Annotated in this window: 16 protein-coding genes; 9 read left to right on the plus strand and 7 right to left on the minus strand. The window is 63.7% G+C overall.

The window, feature by feature from the left end:
* Position 1 precedes the first annotated feature (1 nt).
* The 4 genes from holA to QF118_RS05445 all read right to left on the minus strand — a co-directional run bounded on the left by holA (position 2) and on the right by QF118_RS05445 (position 4,980).
* Positions 2–1,027, minus strand: a complete 1,026-nt coding sequence (gene holA, locus QF118_RS05430) for a DNA polymerase III subunit delta (RefSeq protein ID WP_282301628.1) — start codon at positions 1,025–1,027, stop codon at positions 2–4.
* Positions 1,024–1,515 carry an LPS assembly lipoprotein LptE gene (gene lptE / locus QF118_RS05435; protein WP_282301629.1) on the minus strand — a complete coding sequence of 164 codons (492 nt, stop codon included), beginning with the start codon at positions 1,513–1,515 and terminating at the stop codon, positions 1,024–1,026. Before lptE ends, holA begins: the two co-directional genes overlap by 4 nt.
* Entirely contained in the window at positions 1,502–4,057 is a 2,556-nt protein-coding gene (gene leuS, locus QF118_RS05440) for a leucine--tRNA ligase (RefSeq protein WP_282301630.1), read from the minus strand. Before leuS ends, lptE begins: the two co-directional genes overlap by 14 nt.
* Positions 4,058–4,152: 95 nt before the next feature.
* Positions 4,153–4,980, minus strand: coding sequence for a hypothetical protein (locus tag QF118_RS05445; RefSeq protein WP_282301631.1), 828 nt, complete (start codon positions 4,978–4,980; stop codon positions 4,153–4,155).
* 138 nt (positions 4,981–5,118) lie between these two features.
* Here QF118_RS05445 and QF118_RS05450 point away from each other — a divergent pair, with 138 nt between their 5' ends.
* The gene (locus tag QF118_RS05450; RefSeq protein ID WP_282301632.1) at positions 5,119–6,378 is read left to right on the plus strand and encodes a glycosyltransferase; all 1,260 of its coding nucleotides are present in this window, start codon (positions 5,119–5,121) and stop codon (positions 6,376–6,378) included.
* Positions 6,379–6,447: 69 nt separating this feature from the next.
* Here QF118_RS05450 and QF118_RS05455 read toward each other — a convergent pair whose 3' ends face one another.
* Entirely contained in the window at positions 6,448–6,951 is a 504-nt protein-coding gene (locus QF118_RS05455) for a DUF3576 domain-containing protein (protein ID WP_282301633.1), read from the minus strand.
* The gene (locus tag QF118_RS05460; protein ID WP_282301634.1) at positions 6,912–7,340 is read right to left on the minus strand and encodes a hypothetical protein; all 429 of its coding nucleotides are present in this window, start codon (positions 7,338–7,340) and stop codon (positions 6,912–6,914) included. The genes QF118_RS05455 and QF118_RS05460 overlap by 40 nt, the downstream gene beginning before the upstream one ends.
* Before the next feature lie 38 nt (positions 7,341–7,378).
* On the opposite strand from QF118_RS05460, the gene QF118_RS05465 reads away from it, so the two are divergent.
* From QF118_RS05465 to QF118_RS05495, 7 genes are all read left to right on the plus strand, one after another.
* Entirely contained in the window at positions 7,379–8,461 is a 1,083-nt protein-coding gene (locus tag QF118_RS05465; protein ID WP_282301635.1) for a porin, read from the plus strand.
* Positions 8,462–8,552: 91 nt separating this feature from the next.
* On the plus strand, positions 8,553–10,019 hold the full coding sequence (locus QF118_RS05470) for a tetratricopeptide repeat-containing sulfotransferase family protein (protein WP_282301636.1): 1,467 nt from the start codon (positions 8,553–8,555) through the stop codon (positions 10,017–10,019).
* Positions 10,010–10,663 (plus strand): YggS family pyridoxal phosphate-dependent enzyme, encoded by a 654-nt coding sequence (locus tag QF118_RS05475; RefSeq protein ID WP_282301637.1) that lies wholly within the window; start codon positions 10,010–10,012, stop codon positions 10,661–10,663. Before QF118_RS05470 ends, QF118_RS05475 begins: the two co-directional genes overlap by 10 nt.
* 120 nt (positions 10,664–10,783) lie before the next feature.
* On the plus strand, positions 10,784–12,262 hold the full coding sequence (gene pdxR, locus QF118_RS05480) for a MocR-like pyridoxine biosynthesis transcription factor PdxR (RefSeq protein WP_282301638.1): 1,479 nt from the start codon (positions 10,784–10,786) through the stop codon (positions 12,260–12,262).
* Positions 12,263–12,271: 9 nt separating this feature from the next.
* Complete coding sequence (locus tag QF118_RS05485; protein WP_282301639.1) at positions 12,272–13,204, plus strand: bifunctional riboflavin kinase/FAD synthetase; 933 nt, start codon at positions 12,272–12,274, stop codon at positions 13,202–13,204.
* On the plus strand, positions 13,201–13,680 hold the full coding sequence (locus QF118_RS05490) for a YcgN family cysteine cluster protein (RefSeq protein ID WP_282301640.1): 480 nt from the start codon (positions 13,201–13,203) through the stop codon (positions 13,678–13,680). The genes QF118_RS05485 and QF118_RS05490 overlap by 4 nt, the downstream gene beginning before the upstream one ends.
* Positions 13,680–14,729, plus strand: coding sequence for a threonine aldolase family protein (locus QF118_RS05495; protein WP_282301641.1), 1,050 nt, complete (start codon positions 13,680–13,682; stop codon positions 14,727–14,729). The genes QF118_RS05490 and QF118_RS05495 overlap by 1 nt, the downstream gene beginning before the upstream one ends.
* A 26-nt stretch (positions 14,730–14,755) precedes the next feature.
* On the opposite strand, the gene hspQ is transcribed toward QF118_RS05495, so the two are convergent.
* Entirely contained in the window at positions 14,756–15,082 is a 327-nt protein-coding gene (gene hspQ / locus QF118_RS05500) for a heat shock protein HspQ (protein WP_282301642.1), read from the minus strand.
* A 247-nt stretch (positions 15,083–15,329) separates the two neighbouring features.
* On the opposite strand from hspQ, the gene QF118_RS05505 reads away from it, so the two are divergent.
* Positions 15,330–15,923, plus strand: a complete 594-nt coding sequence (locus tag QF118_RS05505; protein WP_282301643.1) for a transglycosylase SLT domain-containing protein — start codon at positions 15,330–15,332, stop codon at positions 15,921–15,923.
* Positions 15,924–15,960: the final 37 nt, after the last annotated feature.

A 15,960-nucleotide genomic window follows, 5' to 3' on the forward strand; every position in this document is an offset into this window, starting at 1 on the left:
ATCAGCGCCGCGCCAGGAAGGCAAGGCGCACAAAGGCGCGTTCGACCAGCGCCATGGCAGGCGCGCGCTGACCGGCGGACCGCAGCGTCAGGTCGGTTTCCATCAGCACGTCCAGCGCCTGTTCCAGCCGCGTGACCGACCAGCCCTGTGCCTGCCGCAACATCCGGTCGCGGCGCGCGCCGAACAGGGGCGGGCGCAGCCGTCCGATGCCCTGCGCCGGCCCCCCTGGGGCCGAGGCCAGCGTGTACAGCGTCCGGAAATGCCGCGCGCCCATGATCAGCAGTGTCACCGGCGTCACGCCCTGCGCGGTCAGGCGCTGCATGACTGGCGCGATGTCCTGGCTTCGCCCCTCGGCCAGCACGTGGAACACCTCGTCTATTTCGGCCTCGACCGAGGCCGGGGCCATCAACCCCACCTCTTCTGGGGTCAGCGGATCGGCATCGTCCAGCTTGTACAGCGCGATCTTTTCCAGCGTCTGGCGGAAATCGCCGGGCGTCAGGCTGCGCGACAGCACTTCGAGCGCGGTCATCGCCTCGCGCCCGACCTCGCGCAGGCCGGCGCGTTTCAGCTCGGCCTCGATTTCGGCGCGGCCCATGGGGTCATTGTAAAGCGCGGCGCAAACGGCGTTCGGGGCGCTTTCAAACAGCTTGCGCAGGGCTGATTTCGACGCCAGTTGCCCGGCGGTCGCAACGATCTGGGCATCGCCCTCGCGCCAGTCCAGCAGTGCCGCGCCCAGCGTCTTGGACAGCCCGTCGGTCGCCTCTTCGACCAGCACGGCGCGGGGGCCGGGGAAAAAGCCGGTGGCCTTGATTTCATCCAGCAGCATCGTCGGTTCGCGGCGCAATTCGGCCCCGGTCATGCGCGACAGGCGCATTTCCTCTTCGCCCGCGGGGCCGACGATATTGGCGATCACTTCCTGCCGTTTCATCGCCACGCGCATCGTGTCCTCGCCAAAGATCAGCAGGCCCGCGACCTTGGGGTCGGGGCGCTGGAAAAAGGCGTTGGCGTCGCGCGGGTTTAGCTTCATTCCGGCAGGTCGGTGGCTTGCAAGATCAGCTTGTCGATGACCTGATCGGCAAGAATCACCATCAGGCGTTGTTCGGCGGCGCGTTCCGCCGCCAGCGTGGCAACGGTCGACCCGGTGGTGGAATAGCCGGTAAAGCCATCGGTCTGGCCTTCAATCAGCACGGCCTTGGTGCCCGCGTCGGTCAGGCTGTAGCTGGCCCGCCCCAGCAGGCGATAGCGCGTCGTGTTGCCGGTCGAGGTGCTGCCCAGATCCTGCTGGTCGACGGTTTTTTTCACGCTCAGCAAATACGGCCCGGAGGATGCGCGGCCCATGCGTTCCTCGAACCGCGCGTTAAAGGCGTAGTCGTTGGGCGTCTTGGGCGCCTCCAGCGCGATGCGGCCCAGCAGCCTGTTGCCGGTGCCTTGCGGCCCGTAGACCGGGGTGAACCCGCAGGCGCCCAGTCCAAGGACCAGCGCGCCCAGCAGGAATTTGCGTTTAGACAACCACATTGACGATCCGCCCCGGCACCACGATCAGCTTTTTCGGTTGGCCCCCTTCGAGGGCCTTCACCACAGCTTCGTGTGCAAGGGCGGCTTTTTCAACCTCTTCCTTGGGCATGTCGCGCGGCACGGTCATTTCGCCTCGGCGTTTGCCGTTGATCTGGATCGGCAGGGTCACGCTGTCTTCGACCAGCATCGCTTCGTCGGCCTTGGGCCAGGGCGCGTTGGCGATCAGCCCTTCGCCGCCCAGCAATTGCCAGACCTCTTCGGACAGGTGCGGCGTCATTGGCGACATCAATTGAGCCAGCGTTTTCGCGGCCTGGGTCTTGGCCGCCTTGCCGGCGCGGGATTTTTGCAGCGCGTTGGTAAAGGCATAGAGCTTGGCGATCGAGGCGTTGAAGCCAAAGCTCTCGACGCCCATGGTGACATCGTGGATGGCCTTGTGCATTTCGCGCAGCAGGGCCTCGTCCTCGCCGGTGGTTTCAACCTCGAGGTCGGCAATTTCCGACGCGATGCGATAGACGCGGCCAAGGTGCTTGTACGCGGCCTCGGCCCCGCTGGCTGTCCATTCCACGTCGCGTTCGGGGGGGCTGTCGCTCAGCACGAACCAGCGGGCGGTATCGGCGCCATAGGTCTTGATGATCTCGACCGGGTCCACGACGTTGTTCTTGGACTTGGACATCTTGGCCGAGGGGATGATCTTTACCTCGGTCCCGTCTTTCAGGAACCCCTTGCCGTCGCGCAGCTCGACGGTTTCGGGATAGTGATAGACCGGGCGGCCCTCGGCGTTTTTCGTCTGATAGATCGCGTGGGTCACCATGCCCTGGGTGAACAGCGCATCAAAAGGTTCGCGCGATTTGTCGGGCAGGTGGCCGCAGATGTTCATCGCGCGGGCGAAGAACCGCGAATAAAGCAGGTGCAGGATCGCGTGTTCGATGCCGCCAATGTATTGGTCGACGTTCATCCAGTATTCGGCCTCGGCCATGTCGGTCGGCGTCTTGGCGTGGGGCGCGGTGAAGCGGGCGAAATACCACGACGAATCGACAAAGGTGTCCATCGTGTCGGTTTCGCGCTGCGCAGGCTTGCCGCATTTAGGGCAGGCGCAATCGCGCCACGTGGGGTGACGGTCCAGCGGGTTGCCCGGGGTGCTGAAATTGACATCGTAGGGCAGTTCGACCGGCAGGTTTTCCGTTTTCTCGGGAACGACGCCGCAGGTATCGCAATGGACGACCGGGATCGGGCAACCCCAATAGCGCTGGCGCGACAGGCCCCAGTCGCGCAGGCGGTACTTGGTCACGCCCTGGCCGACGCCGTTCGCCTCGCAAAAGTCGATGGTGGCGTTCACGCCTTCGTCGCCGGTCTGGATTTCCTCGCCTGCGATCAGGCGGGTATAGCGGACCTTTTCGGTCTTGGCCGGAACGAAGGGCGCCTTTTGGATGTCATGCTCGCCCTCGACCGGCAAAAAGGTGTCGACGATGGGCAGGTCGTATTTGACACAGAAATCATGGTCGCGCTGGTCATGGCCCGGACAGCCAAAGATCGCGCCGGTGCCGTAATCCATCAGGATGAAATTGGCGATATAGACCGGCAGTTCCCACGCAGTATCAAAGGGATGGCGCACGGTGATGCCGGTGTCATAGCCCAGCTTTTCGGCCTTTTCGATGGCCTCGGCGGTGGTGCCGCCCTTGCGCGCCAGTGCGCAGAACTCGGCGACCTTGGGGTCGTCTCGTTCAAGCTGTTTGGCCAGCGGGTGATCGGGGGAAATCCCGACAAAGGACGCGCCCATCAGCGTGTCGGGGCGGGTGGTATAAACCTCGATCCGGTCGAAACCTTCGGGGGCCTCGATGGTGCTGAAAGCGAATTGCAGCCCGCGCGATTTGCCGATCCAGTTTTCCTGCATCAGGCGCACCTTGGCGGGCCAGTTTTCCAGCCCGTCCAATGCATCCAGCAATTCGCCGGAAAAGTCCGAGATCTTGAAGAACCACTGCGTCAACTCGCGCCGTTCCACATCCGCGCCGGACCGCCAGCCCTTGCCGTCGATCACCTGTTCGTTGGCCAGAACGGTCATGTCGACCGGATCCCAGTTCACCACGGCGTTCTTGCGATAGACCAACCCCTTGTCGAGGAAGTCGATGAACAGGGCCTGCTGCTGGCCGTAGTATTCGGGATCGCAGGTGGCGAACATGCGGGACCAGTCAAGGCCAAAGCCCAGCGGCTTCATCTGGCCGACCATGGTGTCGATGTTGGAATAGGTCCAGTCCTTGGGATGGCCGTTCGAGGCCATCGCGGCATTTTCGGCGGGCATGCCAAAGGCGTCAAAACCCATGGGGTGCAGCACGTTATGCCCCGTCGCCAGTTTGTAGCGCGCGATCACGTCGCCCATGGTGTAGTTGCGCACATGCCCGATGTGGATGCGGCCCGAGGGGTAGGGGAACATTTCCAGCACGTAGTACTTGGGCTTGTCATCCGAGCGGACGGCCTTGAAGGTCTGTGCCTTGTCCCAGGCCTCTTGCCACTTCGGCTCGATCGATGCGGGGTCGTAACGCGACATGGGGTATCCTTTGCAGGTCTTCGCCCTGGGTGCGGTCAGGGCAGGTTTGCGGGGCGTGATAGGCCGCGCGAAGGCTTTCGTCCAGTGCTGGCGGTTCAATCGGCGTTGCGGCGGGCAGCGCGCAGCAGCCTGCGCTTGGTGTCGCTGACGCAATCGTCGGGCAGGCCGCTACGGTTCAGCGCCAGAAAGATCGGCTCCAACCCGCAAGGCGGACGGGTGTTCGCGGGCTTTGGCGCGGGGCCGCGCAGCGCCTGCGGCAGGTCCAGCAGGTCATACAGGACGGAAACCGGGCCTTCGGGCGCCTGGCGGATATCCTCGAGCGCATGGCTGACGACGCTGGCATGGCCAAGCGCGCCGCGCACCGCCGCGATGATGGCGTCCAGATCGGCGGCGGCCTGCGCCTCCCGGCGATAGTCATCCAGGTCCGTTTCGATCCGGGTGCTGCGCAGGTGTTGCCACCACAGGCTTTCGACCCAGGGATCGGCGGCGCGGGTCGAAAAGTAGAAGACCATCGGCGTCGCAGCGCCAAGCCGGGCCAGCGCGGCGCGTTCCAGCGTCTGCATCAGGATTGGCGCGGCGGAATAGCTGTCCAGCCCGGCGCGCCCGGGCATCATGCCGGACAGGTCCTCGGTGGCGATGACCACGGGGCGGGTGCCGCCGGCGATGGCGGCAAAACAGGCGTCGGCCTGCCGGGCGACCTCGGCCAGCGACTCGGGGGTGCGGCGTTTTGAAAAGTGCCGCGCGGCCTGGGTCAGCGGCAGGATGTCGTCGCGCAGCAGGATGTCGACATGATCGGCCAGCGCCTCGCGATTGCCATGCAGCGCCATCTGGACGCTGGTGGTGCCGGTCTTGTGGAACCCGGCGTGAATGATCAGTTTTCCTGGCCCGGCCATCGTGCCCATCCCTGTTGCCGTCGGCACCATGGCGTTGAACGGCGCAGCAAGGCAAGGCCGCAGGCGGTATTTCCGCAGCGCTTGGCGCGGGCAGGGGGCAAACGGGATTGGCCGGACGCCGCAGGCATGTCACAAAGGCGGTCAAAAGACCAAGTTAGGCCGAGCACCATGAAGATCCTGCTGATCCACCAGAACTTTCCCGGGCAGTACAAACACCTTGCCCCGGCGCTTGTCGCGCAGGGCCACGAGGTGGTCGCCCTGACCTGCAAGGTCAAGCAGCCGTCGAACTGGAAAGGGGTCAGGGTCGTCCCCTACGAAGTCAAGGGCGCCAGCACCAAGGGCGTTCATCCCTGGCTGGCCGATTTCGAGACCAAGCTGCTGCGCGCCACGTCCTGCTATCGCGGCGCGGCGGCGCTGAAGGCGCAGGGGTTTCAGCCGGATGTGATCTGCGCCCATCACGGCTGGGGCGAATCCATGTTCCTCAAGGATGTCTGGCCCACCGCCCGGCTGGGCCTGTATTGCGAGCTGTACCACCTGACGACCAAGCCCTTCATGAATTTCGACCCGGAATTCCCGTCGCAATCGCCCGAAGCCGACAAACTGCGAATTCGCATGAAGAACCTGAACAACCGCCTGCACGAGGAAATCATGGATGCGGGCCTGTCTCCGACGCAGTTCCAGGCCTCGAGCTTTCCGCAGGGTTGGCAGGACCGGATCACCGTGGCGCATGACGGGGTGGATACCGACCTGGTGGTGCCCAGGGCCGATGCCAGCCTGCTGGTGCACCGCGATGTCACGCTGACGCGAAACGATGAGGTGATCACCTTTATCAACCGCAACCTCGAACCCTATCGCGGCTATCACGTGTTCATGCGGGCGCTGCCCGAAATCCTGAAACGGCGGCCGAACGCCCATGTGGTTCTGATCGGCGGAGACGAGGTCAGCTATGGCGCCAAGGCCCCGGGGGGACAAAGCTGGAAACAGATCTTCATCGACGAGGTGCGCGGGCGCATTCCGACGCCGCACTGGAACCGCGTGCATTTTCTGGGGCGCGTGCCCTATGACGTCTATCTGTCGATGCTGCAGATCAGCACCGCGCATGTCTATCTGACTTATCCCTTTGTCCTGTCCTGGTCCCTGCTCGAAGCGATGAGCGCCCAATGCGCGATTCTGGCGTCAGGGACCGAACCGGTGCGCGAGGTCGTGACCGAGGACGAAAACGGCTGGCTGGTCGATTTCTTTGACCGCGACGGGCTGGTGGACCGGCTGTGCGCCCTTCTGGACGATCCCGAAACCCGCGCGCGGCTGGGCGCCAATGCCCGCGCCTTTGTGCGCGCGCACTACGATCTCAAGACGATTTGCCTGCCGCAACACCTGGACTGGGTCCAGCGCCTGTCGCAGTTGGACCCGCGCCCGCCGCTGGACTGATCCGCCGGGGCCACGAAAAAGGGCGGGGAAACACCCCGCCCTGCGATCTGTTGCGTGGAACGCTAAGCCTTACAGCTTGCTGTCCTGGCCGCGCAGCTGGCGGGCGCGGGTCAGGATGGCATCCTCGATCGCGCGGACCGTCGCGGCCGAGGCCGGACCCGACCGCGTCATCAGCGCCACGTTCAGCGACCGGGCATCCAGCGCCGGATCGTTGACATAGATCGTCGCGCGATAGGCCTGACCGCCGCCGGGGGGCGTGCCGAACCCGGTGGTGATCACCCCGGTAAAGGGATCGACCGACTGCACCGGCAGGAAGTTCAGCGTCTCAAGCGCGGCGTTCCAGATATACTTGTTCACCTGGCCAACCTGTCCCTGATCGGGGCGGGCGCGGAAGATGTCCCAGATCGTGCCGCGCGGCTTGCCGCGATCGCCATAGATGATCTGGTCGTTGGTTTCCTCGGCCGAGGGCGTATCGACCGGCTGGCCCCGGCCACCGCCGAAGACGCTGCAACCGGACTGGGCCGTCAGGGCAATCACCAGCCCCATTCCCAGTGCAATACGCTTGATGTCCATTTGCAGCCTCCTGCGGAATTCCCGATTTCCCCCTGAATACTCGGCACACGGCGCAGCGGCAAGCGATCAATGCCCGCCAATTGCGGCCCGGACGGGGGAATACGGGGGAATCCGGCATCAACCACCGTGATGAAAGGAATCGCGGGCGCGCGCGAGGCACGTGCGCCTGCAGCAAATGCGCCCGGGGCGCAAGATGCGTGAATGGTCAAAAGGGCTTGGCCGCCTTGTGACTGGCGGATTTTTGCGCAGGAAACGTCGCGTCGATCCCGGCGGGCAAAAGGCTTGTGACAATTGCGCATCACTGATCCGCTTGTTGCAGGGATGCTTTTTGCATGACTTGCAATGACGGGGGCTGCGGGCGCATAGAACATCACATCAAGGTCGGGCAACCCGGCTTGGTAGTGCCTTTGAACACATGAGGGAAAAAATGAAAAAGATTCTGTTCGCGACCACCGCACTGGTTGCTACCGCGGGCGCAGCATCGGCAGACATCGCTCTGTCCGGCTGGGCCGAAATGGGCATCGTCGGCGGTGACCGCTATGGCGACAACGCACAATTCCACACCGACATCGACGTGTCCTTCACCATGACCGGTGAAGCAGACAACGGCCTGACCTTCGGCGCAGTCGTTGATCTGGACGAAAACGGCGCATTCGGCAACGGCACCCAGGGTGGCGAAACCATCCACGTTGCATACGGCGCAGCCAAGCTGACCATGGGCGACGTTGACGGCGCATTCGACGCAGCCATGCAGGAAGTCAACATCGGTGGCTCCATCGACGACTCCGAAACCTGGCACGCTGGCTTCAACGCCAACTCCGGCATGGACGGCACCTACGACGGTCAGATCGCCCAGTTCGCATACTCGTTCAACAGCTTCACCGGCTACCTGTCGGTTGAACTGGACGACGCTGGCGTGTTCGACCCGGTTTGGGGTATCGGTGCACGTTACTCGGCTGAGCTTGCTGGCCTGACCCTCGGCGTCGGCATCGGCTACCAGTCGGGCGACGAGAACAACGCTACCGTGGCCGCAATCGGTGGTCTCGCAGCTGCCGCTGCAGCTGACGCAGCTCTGCTGCTGCTGGATCCCGGTGCAACCGCAGACGAGCGTTTCGAAGTGCAAGCCAAAGCATTCGGTGCAGTGGCTGAGCGTTCGGACGTCTGGGGCATCAGCCTCGACACCACCTTCAGCAACGGTCTGCAGGCACGTCTGAACTACTCGGAAGCCAACTACTCCGACGTCGCGTTCCTGAACGACGAAACCGAATCCTTCTGGGGTCTGGGTCTGGGCTACTCGATGAACGCTCTGACCATCGGCGCCAACTTCGGCAAGTACGATGACCGTTACGGCATCGACGGCCTGGAAGCCAAAGGCTTTGGTCTGGCAGTGAACTACGATCTGGGTGGCGGTCTCGAAGCCCAGATGGGTTACGGCAAGGAAGAAGTCTCGGCACCCGGCGTGTCCTACGAGAACGACTCCTTCTCGCTGGGTCTGTCGATGTCCTTCTAAGGACGTCTACAGCCAGTTAGGCTAAGGGAAGAGCGGGCCTTGCGCCCGCTCTTTTCTTTTGTGCAAAAGGGTCGCCAAAAGGGGGACCGGGATGCTGCCACTTTCGACACAGGACAAAGCTGCCTTGTTCGCGCAGGCGCAGCGGTTGCACGCGGCAGGCCAAAGACTACAGGCCCGCAAGGCGTTCGAGCAGCTGATTCTGTCCGATCCCGACCACGCGGCAGCCCATGCCTTTCTGTCGACCCTTGCCTATGAAGACGGCGATGCCGATGGCTTTTTGCATCATACCGCCCGGGCCCTGGATCTTGCCCCGGGATCGCAGCGGTTGTTGCAGGCCGCCGCCGACCGTTACGGGCGCACCGGGCATGCAGACAAGGCGTTGGATGCCTATGACCGCCTGATCGCCCTTGACCCAAAGGCAATTGCCCCCCGGGCCGACAAGGCGCGCTATCTTCAGACCCTCGGCCGGTTCGACGATGCAGAAGAGATGTTGCGCAAGCTGATCAAGCGCCACCCCAACCAGCCCGAGCTTTACCGGATTCTGCTGGGTGGCATCCGGACCAGAAAGGGCGATCCGCTGGTGCGCCAGATGGTCAAGCTGTGGAACGATCCACGGCTGAACGATGCCGGGCGCGTCCACCTGGGCTTTGCCCTTGCCAAGGCGCTGGAAGAGCAGGGCGAAACCGGCAAGGTCTTTGCCTTTCTGAACCGCGCCAATGCCCTGCAGGCCAAGATCGCGCCGCTTGATCCGCAGGCAAAGGATCGTGAAATCGCCGCCGTTCTGGCGGCGCAGGACAGCGACCTGACCCCGATCGACGGGTGCATGGACCCGCGCCCGGTCTTTGTGACCGGAATGCCCAGGTCCGGAACGACGCTGGTCGAACAGATCATCGCGGCCCATGGGCAGGCCCATGCGGGCGGAGAAATGGTGCATGCGCTGCGGCAGGCCTATGCCCATTTCGGCGCCGTCGAAAAGATCAAGCCGCTGGCGCAGATCAGCCCCGCGGCGCTGGCCGACTATGCCGACCACTATCGCCGGCTTGCCATGCGCGACACCGGCGCGAAAAGCGGCGTGATCACCGACAAGGCGATCCAAAGCTATCTGATCTTCGGTTTGATCCACCGCGCCATGCCCGGCGCCCGGATCATCGTGGTGCACCGCGATCCGCGCGACATCGCACTGTCGATCTACAAGAACCACTTTGCCATCGGCACCCACCGCTATGCCAATGACCTGGCCGAGATCGCGCATGAAATCAAACGGTTCCGCAAGGTGGTGCAACACTGGAAGGACCGGATGCACGGCGTGATCCAGGAGGTCCACTACGAAGCGCTGGTCAGCGATCCCGAACCGCAGTCCCGCGCGCTGATCGCCGCAGCAGGGCTGGAGTGGGAAGACCAATGCCTGGATTTCCATCAGTCCCGGGCTGCGGTACAGACGCTGAGCCTGGCGCAGGTGCGCCAACCGATTCACGCCGGCCGCCGCGACGCCTGGCGCCGCTACGAAACCGAGCTTCAGCCATTCATCCACGCCTGGGGGACTGATCCGTGGGACTAAATGACATCGAAACCCGTATTGCCAAAGCCTGCCAGGACGCTGGCCGCCCGCGCGAAGACGTGCAGCTGATCGCCGTCAGCAAGGTCCAGCCGAATGACCGCGTCGAGGCGGTTCTGCAGCAAGGCCACCGCCTGTTTGGCGAAAACAAGGTACAAGAGGCGGCCGGCAAATGGCCGGATTTCCGGGACCGCTACGAAAATGTGCAGGTCCACCTGATCGGCCCGCTGCAAACCAACAAGGCGCGTCAGGCGATGGATCTTTTCGACGCCATCCACACCCTCGACCGGCCCAAACTGGCGAATACTCTGGCCCGCCTCGCGCAGGAAACCGGCCACTGCCCCGATCTGTTCATCCAGATCAACACCGGGGAAGAGCCGCAAAAGGCAGGGGTTTCCCCCGCCGAGGCCGATGGTTTCATCGCCGAATGCCGGGCGCTGGACCTGCCGATCAAGGGGCTGATGTGCATTCCCCCGGTGGATGAAACCCCCAGCCTGCATTTCGCGCTTCTGCAAAAAATCGCCAACCGCAACGGCCTTGCCGGGCTCTCGATGGGCATGAGCAGCGATTTCGAGCAGGCCATCGCCTTTGGCGCCACCCATGTCCGCGTCGGTTCCGCCATCTTCGGGGAACGCACCCCGGCCTGATCCTTCTTCTTGGCTCAAATACTCCGGGGAGCGCGAGGGGCAGCGCCCCTCGTTCCGCCCTGACCACAAGGACCATCAGTCCAGATTGCGCGCGCGATAAGCCCAGTCTATCCTGCGCGCATGGCCATCCCCGTCGAAACCTTCCACCTCTCCGCCACCTCGCAGGGCACGCTTCAGGCGCGCATCCAGCAAATGGTGGCCGAAGGCATCCTGGCGGGCCGGTTCCGACCGGGGGAAAAGCTGCCCTCGACCCGCGGTCTTGCCCATCACCTTGGCGTCAGCCGGATCACCGTGACGCTGGCCTATACCGAACTTCTGGCCAATGACTACCTGACCTCGCGCGGCCGTTCGGGCTATTTCGTCAGCGAAAACGCTCCCGAACCCCCGGATTTTGGCCCGCTGGCGCCGCGCCGCGACCAGGTCGACTGGGACGCGGCTTTTGCCCAGCGGTTCAGCAATGGCGCCAATCTGGGCATGAACAAACCGCTGGATTGGGCGCGCTTCCGCTTTCCTTTCATCTACGGGCAGGCCGACCCCAAGCTGTTCGACCATGCCAACTGGCGGCTATGCGCGACGCAGGCGCTGGGGGCGCGCGATTTCATGGCGCTGACGCAGGATCAATACGATCAGGATGATGCCGAACTGGCCACCTTCATCGCGCGCCACACCCTGCCACGCCGCGGCATCCAGGCCGCCCCGGATGAAATCCTGATCACGTTGGGTGCGCAGAATGCGCTGTGGTTGGCGGCGCAGATCCTTGCCTCGCGCGGGCGGCGTGTGGCGATCGAAAACCCCTGTTACCCGGCGTTGCGGGAAATCCTGCGTCAGGGCGGCGCGCAGGTCACCCCGGTGGATGTCGATCAGGAAGGCCTGCCCCCCGATGCGGTGCCGCGCGACACGCAGGTGATCTTTACAACTCCCAGCCACCAATGTCCGACCTCGGCCACCCTACCGCGCGCCCGGCGCGAGGCCTTGCTGAAACGCGCTTCACAGATCAACGCGCTGATCGTCGAGGATGATTACGAATTCGAGATGTCTTTTCTCAAACCGCCCAGCCCGGCGCTCAAAAGCCTCGATGAAGAGGGGCGGGTGATCTATGTCGGCAGCTTTTCCAAATCGCTGTTTCCGGGGTTGCGGCTGGGCTATCTGGTCGGCTCAGCCCCCTTCATTCGCGAGGCCCGCGCCCTGCGCGCCAGCATGTTGCGCCATCCGCCCGGGCATGTGCAGCGCACGGCGGCCTATTACCTGTCGCTTGGCCATTACGATGCGCAGGTGCGCCGGATGGGCCGCGCGCTGGGGGACCGCCGCAAGATCATGGAGCGGGCCATCGCGGCCCATGGGCTGGAGATCGCCGGCAAGGGCGCGCATGGCGGATCAAGCATCTGGATGCAGGCCCCCGAGGGCGTCGACAGCCGCGCCCTGGCCGCGCAACTGCATCAGGACAGCGTGCTGATCGAACCCGGCACGCCGTTTTTCGCGCAAAACGCACCGCCGACACGGTTTTACCGCCTTGGCTACAGTTCGATCCCCTCCGAGCGCATCGAAGAGGGCATCGCCCTGATCGCCGCCGCGCTTGCACAAGGCCCGCAAGGGGGCTAACCCAACCGCATGAAAATTATCCGTGACTATCAGTATGTCCGCCCTGAAGACCGCGGTGCCAGCGCCGCCATCGGCAATTTCGATGGTGTTCACCTGGGCCATCAGGCGGTGATCGACCTTGCGCGCAAGGCCGCGCCGGATGCGCCGTTGGGGGTGCTGACCTTTGAGCCGCACCCGCGCGAATACTTCGCCCCCGATGCGCCGCCCTTCCGCCTGATGAGCGCCGAGGCCCGCGCCTCGCGGCTTGAAAAGCTGGGGGTGGATAGGCTGTACCAGCTGAACTTCAATACCGCGCTGGCCTCGTTGACGCCGCGCGAGTTCGCGCAAAAGGTCATCCATGACGGGCTGGGCCTGACCCATATCGTTGTCGGCGCCGATTTCTGTTTCGGCAAGGGCAGGGCGGGCAATGTCACCGATCTGCAGGCCTTTGGCGCGGAAATGGGCTTTGGCGTCACGGTGGCCGAGATCCTTGAAACCGGCGGGATCGAGATTTCGTCGACCGCGATCCGCGAGGCGCTGAGCGAAGGCCGCCCCCGCGACGCCGCGGCGCAACTGGGCCATTGGCACCGGATCGAAGGCGAAGTGATCGGCGGCGAACAGCGTGGCCGCGTGCTTGGCTATCCCACCGCGAACATGAGCATCGATGGCCTGCATCCGCCCGCCTTTGGCGTCTATGCCGTGCTGGTCGAGGTGCTGGATGGTCCGCACAAGGGCCAGTACCACGGCGCCGCCTCGGTCGGGGTGCGGCCGATGTTCGACGGCCAGTTCCCCAACATCGAAACCTTCCTGTTCGACTTTACCGGCGATCTGTATGGCGCGACCCTGTCGGTCGCCCTTGTCGATTACCTGCGCCCCGAATTGAAGTTCGACAGCCTCGAGGCGTTGATCGAACAGATGGATGCCGACTGCACGCAGTCCCGCGGCATTCTGGCGGCGCTATGAGCGATCCGATCGACCGCAGCGGTTTGTCCCCGCGTTTCTGGGAACGCAAGAAACTGACCGACATGACCCCGCAAGAGTGGGAGGCGCTGTGCGACGGCTGCGGCAAATGCTGCCTGAACAAGCTTGAGGACGAAGACACCGGAGAGGTCGCCCTGACCCGCGTCGCCTGCCGGCTGTTCGACGACACCACCTGTCGCTGCGCCAAGTATGAGATCCGTCACCAGTTCGTGCCCGAATGCATCGTGATGAAGCCGTCGAACATCGACCAGCACGCCTATTGGATGCCGCAGACCTGTGCCTACAAACGCCTGTACGAGGGCAATGCCCTGCCCGAATGGCATCCGCTGCTGACCGGCACCCCCGACTCGGTGCACGAGGCGGGGGTGTCGATGCAGCACCGCACGGTTGCCGAATTCGAAGTTTCGGACGAGGATTGGGAAGACCACATTATCGACGAACCCCTGGGGAACACGTGATGAATTTTGCCTCTGACAACGGCGGGCCGGTCCCGACGCAGGTTCTGGATGCCCTGGCCCGGGCGAACGAAGGCTATGCCCCCGGCTATGGCAGCGATCCGCTGACTTCCGAGGTCTGTGACCAGATCCGCGAGCTGTTCGAGGCGCCCGAGGCGGCGGTCTATCTGGTCGGGCTGGGCACGGCGGCGAACGTGCTGGCGCTGGCCACGCTGGTCCAGCCCTATGATACGGTCTTTTGTTCGCCCGATGCGCACATCCACATGGATGAATGCAATGCGCCCGAATTCTATACCGGCGGGGCCAAGCTGACGCTGGTACCGGGCAGCGACGTGATGACCCCGCAGGCCCTGCGCACCGCCATCGAAGGCGAGGAAAACCGCGGCGTCCACGGCCCGCAGCGCGGCGCGGTGTCGATCACCAATGTGACCGAGGGCGGCAATGTCTATGCGCTGGACCAGATGCGCGCGCTGTGCGACGTGGCCCGCGACTTCCATTTGCCCGTGCATCTGGACGGCGCGCGCTTTGCCAATGCCTGCGTCGCGCTGGGCTGCACCCCGGCTGAAATGACCTGGAAACTGGGTGTTGATGTTGCGGTCTTTGGCGGCACCAAGAACGGCTTGATGGGGGTCGAGGCGGTGATCTTTTTCGATCCGAAACACGCCCGCGAATTCGAGTTGCGGCGCAAGCGCGGCGCGCAGCTTTACTCCAAGCACCGCTATCTTGCCGCCCAGATGCAGGCCTATCTGCAGGGCGATCTGTGGAGCAAGCTGGCCCTGCGCGCCAATACTGCCGGGCAGCGCCTGCGCGCGGGGTTGCAGCGGCTTGGGCTTGAGATCGTCAATGAAACGCAGGCCAACATGGTGTTTTTCCGCGCGCCGCTGGGGTTGCACAGGGCGGTGATGGCGCAGGGCGCCGTCTATCATCTGTGGGGGGCTGATCAAGGGGGCGACGACACGGTCGTCACGGCGCGCCTGGTCTGTGACTGGTCGATCTGCGAACGCGACGTCGACCGCTTCCTGTCGCTGGTTGCGGCGCAAGTGCAGGCATAGGGCGGGGCAATCCACCCCGCCGTGCGTCAGTTCATCTGAAAGTGCAGTTCATAGCTGCCGTCGTGGAAGGCGCCGAACAGGTCGGGAATGTCCGGGTGATCCACCGGTTCACCTGAATAGTCGGCCACAAGGTTCTGTTCCGACACATAGGCCACGTAAAAGCTCTGATCGTTTTCGGCCAGCAGGTGGTAGAACGGCTGCTGCTTCTTGGGGCGTGATTCTTCGGGAATCGCCTCGTACCATTCGTCGGTGTTGCTGAACTGCGGGTCCACATCAAAGACCACCCCGCGAAAGGGGTGCTTGCGATGGCGGACAACCTGGCCCAGATGGTATTTCGCGCGTTGACGGATCATGCTGCACCTCTCAGTGCCATTCTTAACGTGAAAAGTGGCCATATGTCCAACTTTGGGACACATTTTCGCCGGAAACACTGTGTGAAGCGGAAACCGACAGTTGTGAACAAGATAGCGAAAATCCGCGGAATTCAACCCCTTCTTCTTGGGTTGCGCCAAGACTCGCGCATTTGGGAAATGTGATTTCCACCCGCGCGACAATCGGCTAAACTGTGGCAAAAGACTAATAAACAAAAGCGAGAGGCAGATGAGCAAGTGGCTTCGCGCATTGGTGATTGTCCTTCTGGCCGCGTCCTGCGGGGGCGGCGGCCGGCCGGGACAAGCACCGCGCAATCTGGATAACGCCTGTTCGATACTCGAACAGCGCCGTGGGTACTATCAGGCCTTCCGTGCGGCCGAACGCAAATGGGGCGTTCCGGTTCACGTGCAGATGGCGACGATCTATCAGGAAAGCAAATTCATCTCGGACGCGCGCACCCCGCTGAAGTTTTCGCTGGGTGTGATCCCGATGGGGCGGCAAAGCTCGGCCTTTGGGTACAGCCAGGCGCTGGACGGGACGTGGAAGGAATACCTTGTCTCGACTGGCAACCGCCGTGCGCGCCGGGACGACATCCGCGATGCGACGGATTTCATGGGCTGGTACATGAAGCAATCGCGCGATCAGCTGGGCATCCCGCTGTCGGACGCGCGCCGTCACTACCTGGCCTATCACGAAGGCCGCACCGGCTATCGCAACGGCACCTACAACAACAAGGCGTGGTTGATGCGCGTTGCCGCCGAGGTGGGTGAACGTTCGCGCACGTATTCGGCGCAACTGGCCAACTGCCGCGCCGCAAGGTGACGGCAAGCGCCGGGGCGCATGACCCCGGCGAGGGCCG

It is taken from the genome of Tropicibacter oceani, from assembly GCF_029958925.1.
Lineage (GTDB): Bacteria > Pseudomonadota > Alphaproteobacteria > Rhodobacterales > Rhodobacteraceae > Pacificoceanicola > Pacificoceanicola oceani.

Bases quoted from the DNA above. Each gene is read 5' to 3' on its own strand.
- holA (WP_282301628.1), bottom strand. From the start codon at position 1,027: ATGAAGCTAAACCCGCGCGACGCCAACGCCTTTTTCCAGCGCCCCGAC.
- lptE (WP_282301629.1), bottom strand. From the start codon at position 1,515: ATGTGGTTGTCTAAACGCAAATTCCTGCTGGGCGCGCTGGTCCTTGGA.
- leuS (WP_282301630.1), bottom strand. From the start codon at position 4,057: ATGTCGCGTTACGACCCCGCATCGATCGAGCCGAAGTGGCAAGAGGCC.
- QF118_RS05445 (WP_282301631.1), bottom strand. From the start codon at position 4,980: ATGGTGCCGACGGCAACAGGGATGGGCACGATGGCCGGGCCAGGAAAA.
- QF118_RS05450 (WP_282301632.1), top strand. From the start codon at position 5,119: ATGAAGATCCTGCTGATCCACCAGAACTTTCCCGGGCAGTACAAACAC.
- QF118_RS05455 (WP_282301633.1), bottom strand. From the start codon at position 6,951: ATGGACATCAAGCGTATTGCACTGGGAATGGGGCTGGTGATTGCCCTG.
- QF118_RS05465 (WP_282301635.1), top strand. From the start codon at position 7,379: ATGAAAAAGATTCTGTTCGCGACCACCGCACTGGTTGCTACCGCGGGC.
- QF118_RS05470 (WP_282301636.1), top strand. From the start codon at position 8,553: ATGCTGCCACTTTCGACACAGGACAAAGCTGCCTTGTTCGCGCAGGCG.
- pdxR (WP_282301638.1), top strand. From the start codon at position 10,784: ATGGCCATCCCCGTCGAAACCTTCCACCTCTCCGCCACCTCGCAGGGC.
- QF118_RS05485 (WP_282301639.1), top strand. From the start codon at position 12,272: ATGAAAATTATCCGTGACTATCAGTATGTCCGCCCTGAAGACCGCGGT.
- QF118_RS05490 (WP_282301640.1), top strand. From the start codon at position 13,201: ATGAGCGATCCGATCGACCGCAGCGGTTTGTCCCCGCGTTTCTGGGAA.
- QF118_RS05495 (WP_282301641.1), top strand. From the start codon at position 13,680: ATGAATTTTGCCTCTGACAACGGCGGGCCGGTCCCGACGCAGGTTCTG.
- hspQ (WP_282301642.1), bottom strand. From the start codon at position 15,082: ATGATCCGTCAACGCGCGAAATACCATCTGGGCCAGGTTGTCCGCCAT.
- QF118_RS05505 (WP_282301643.1), top strand. From the start codon at position 15,330: ATGAGCAAGTGGCTTCGCGCATTGGTGATTGTCCTTCTGGCCGCGTCC.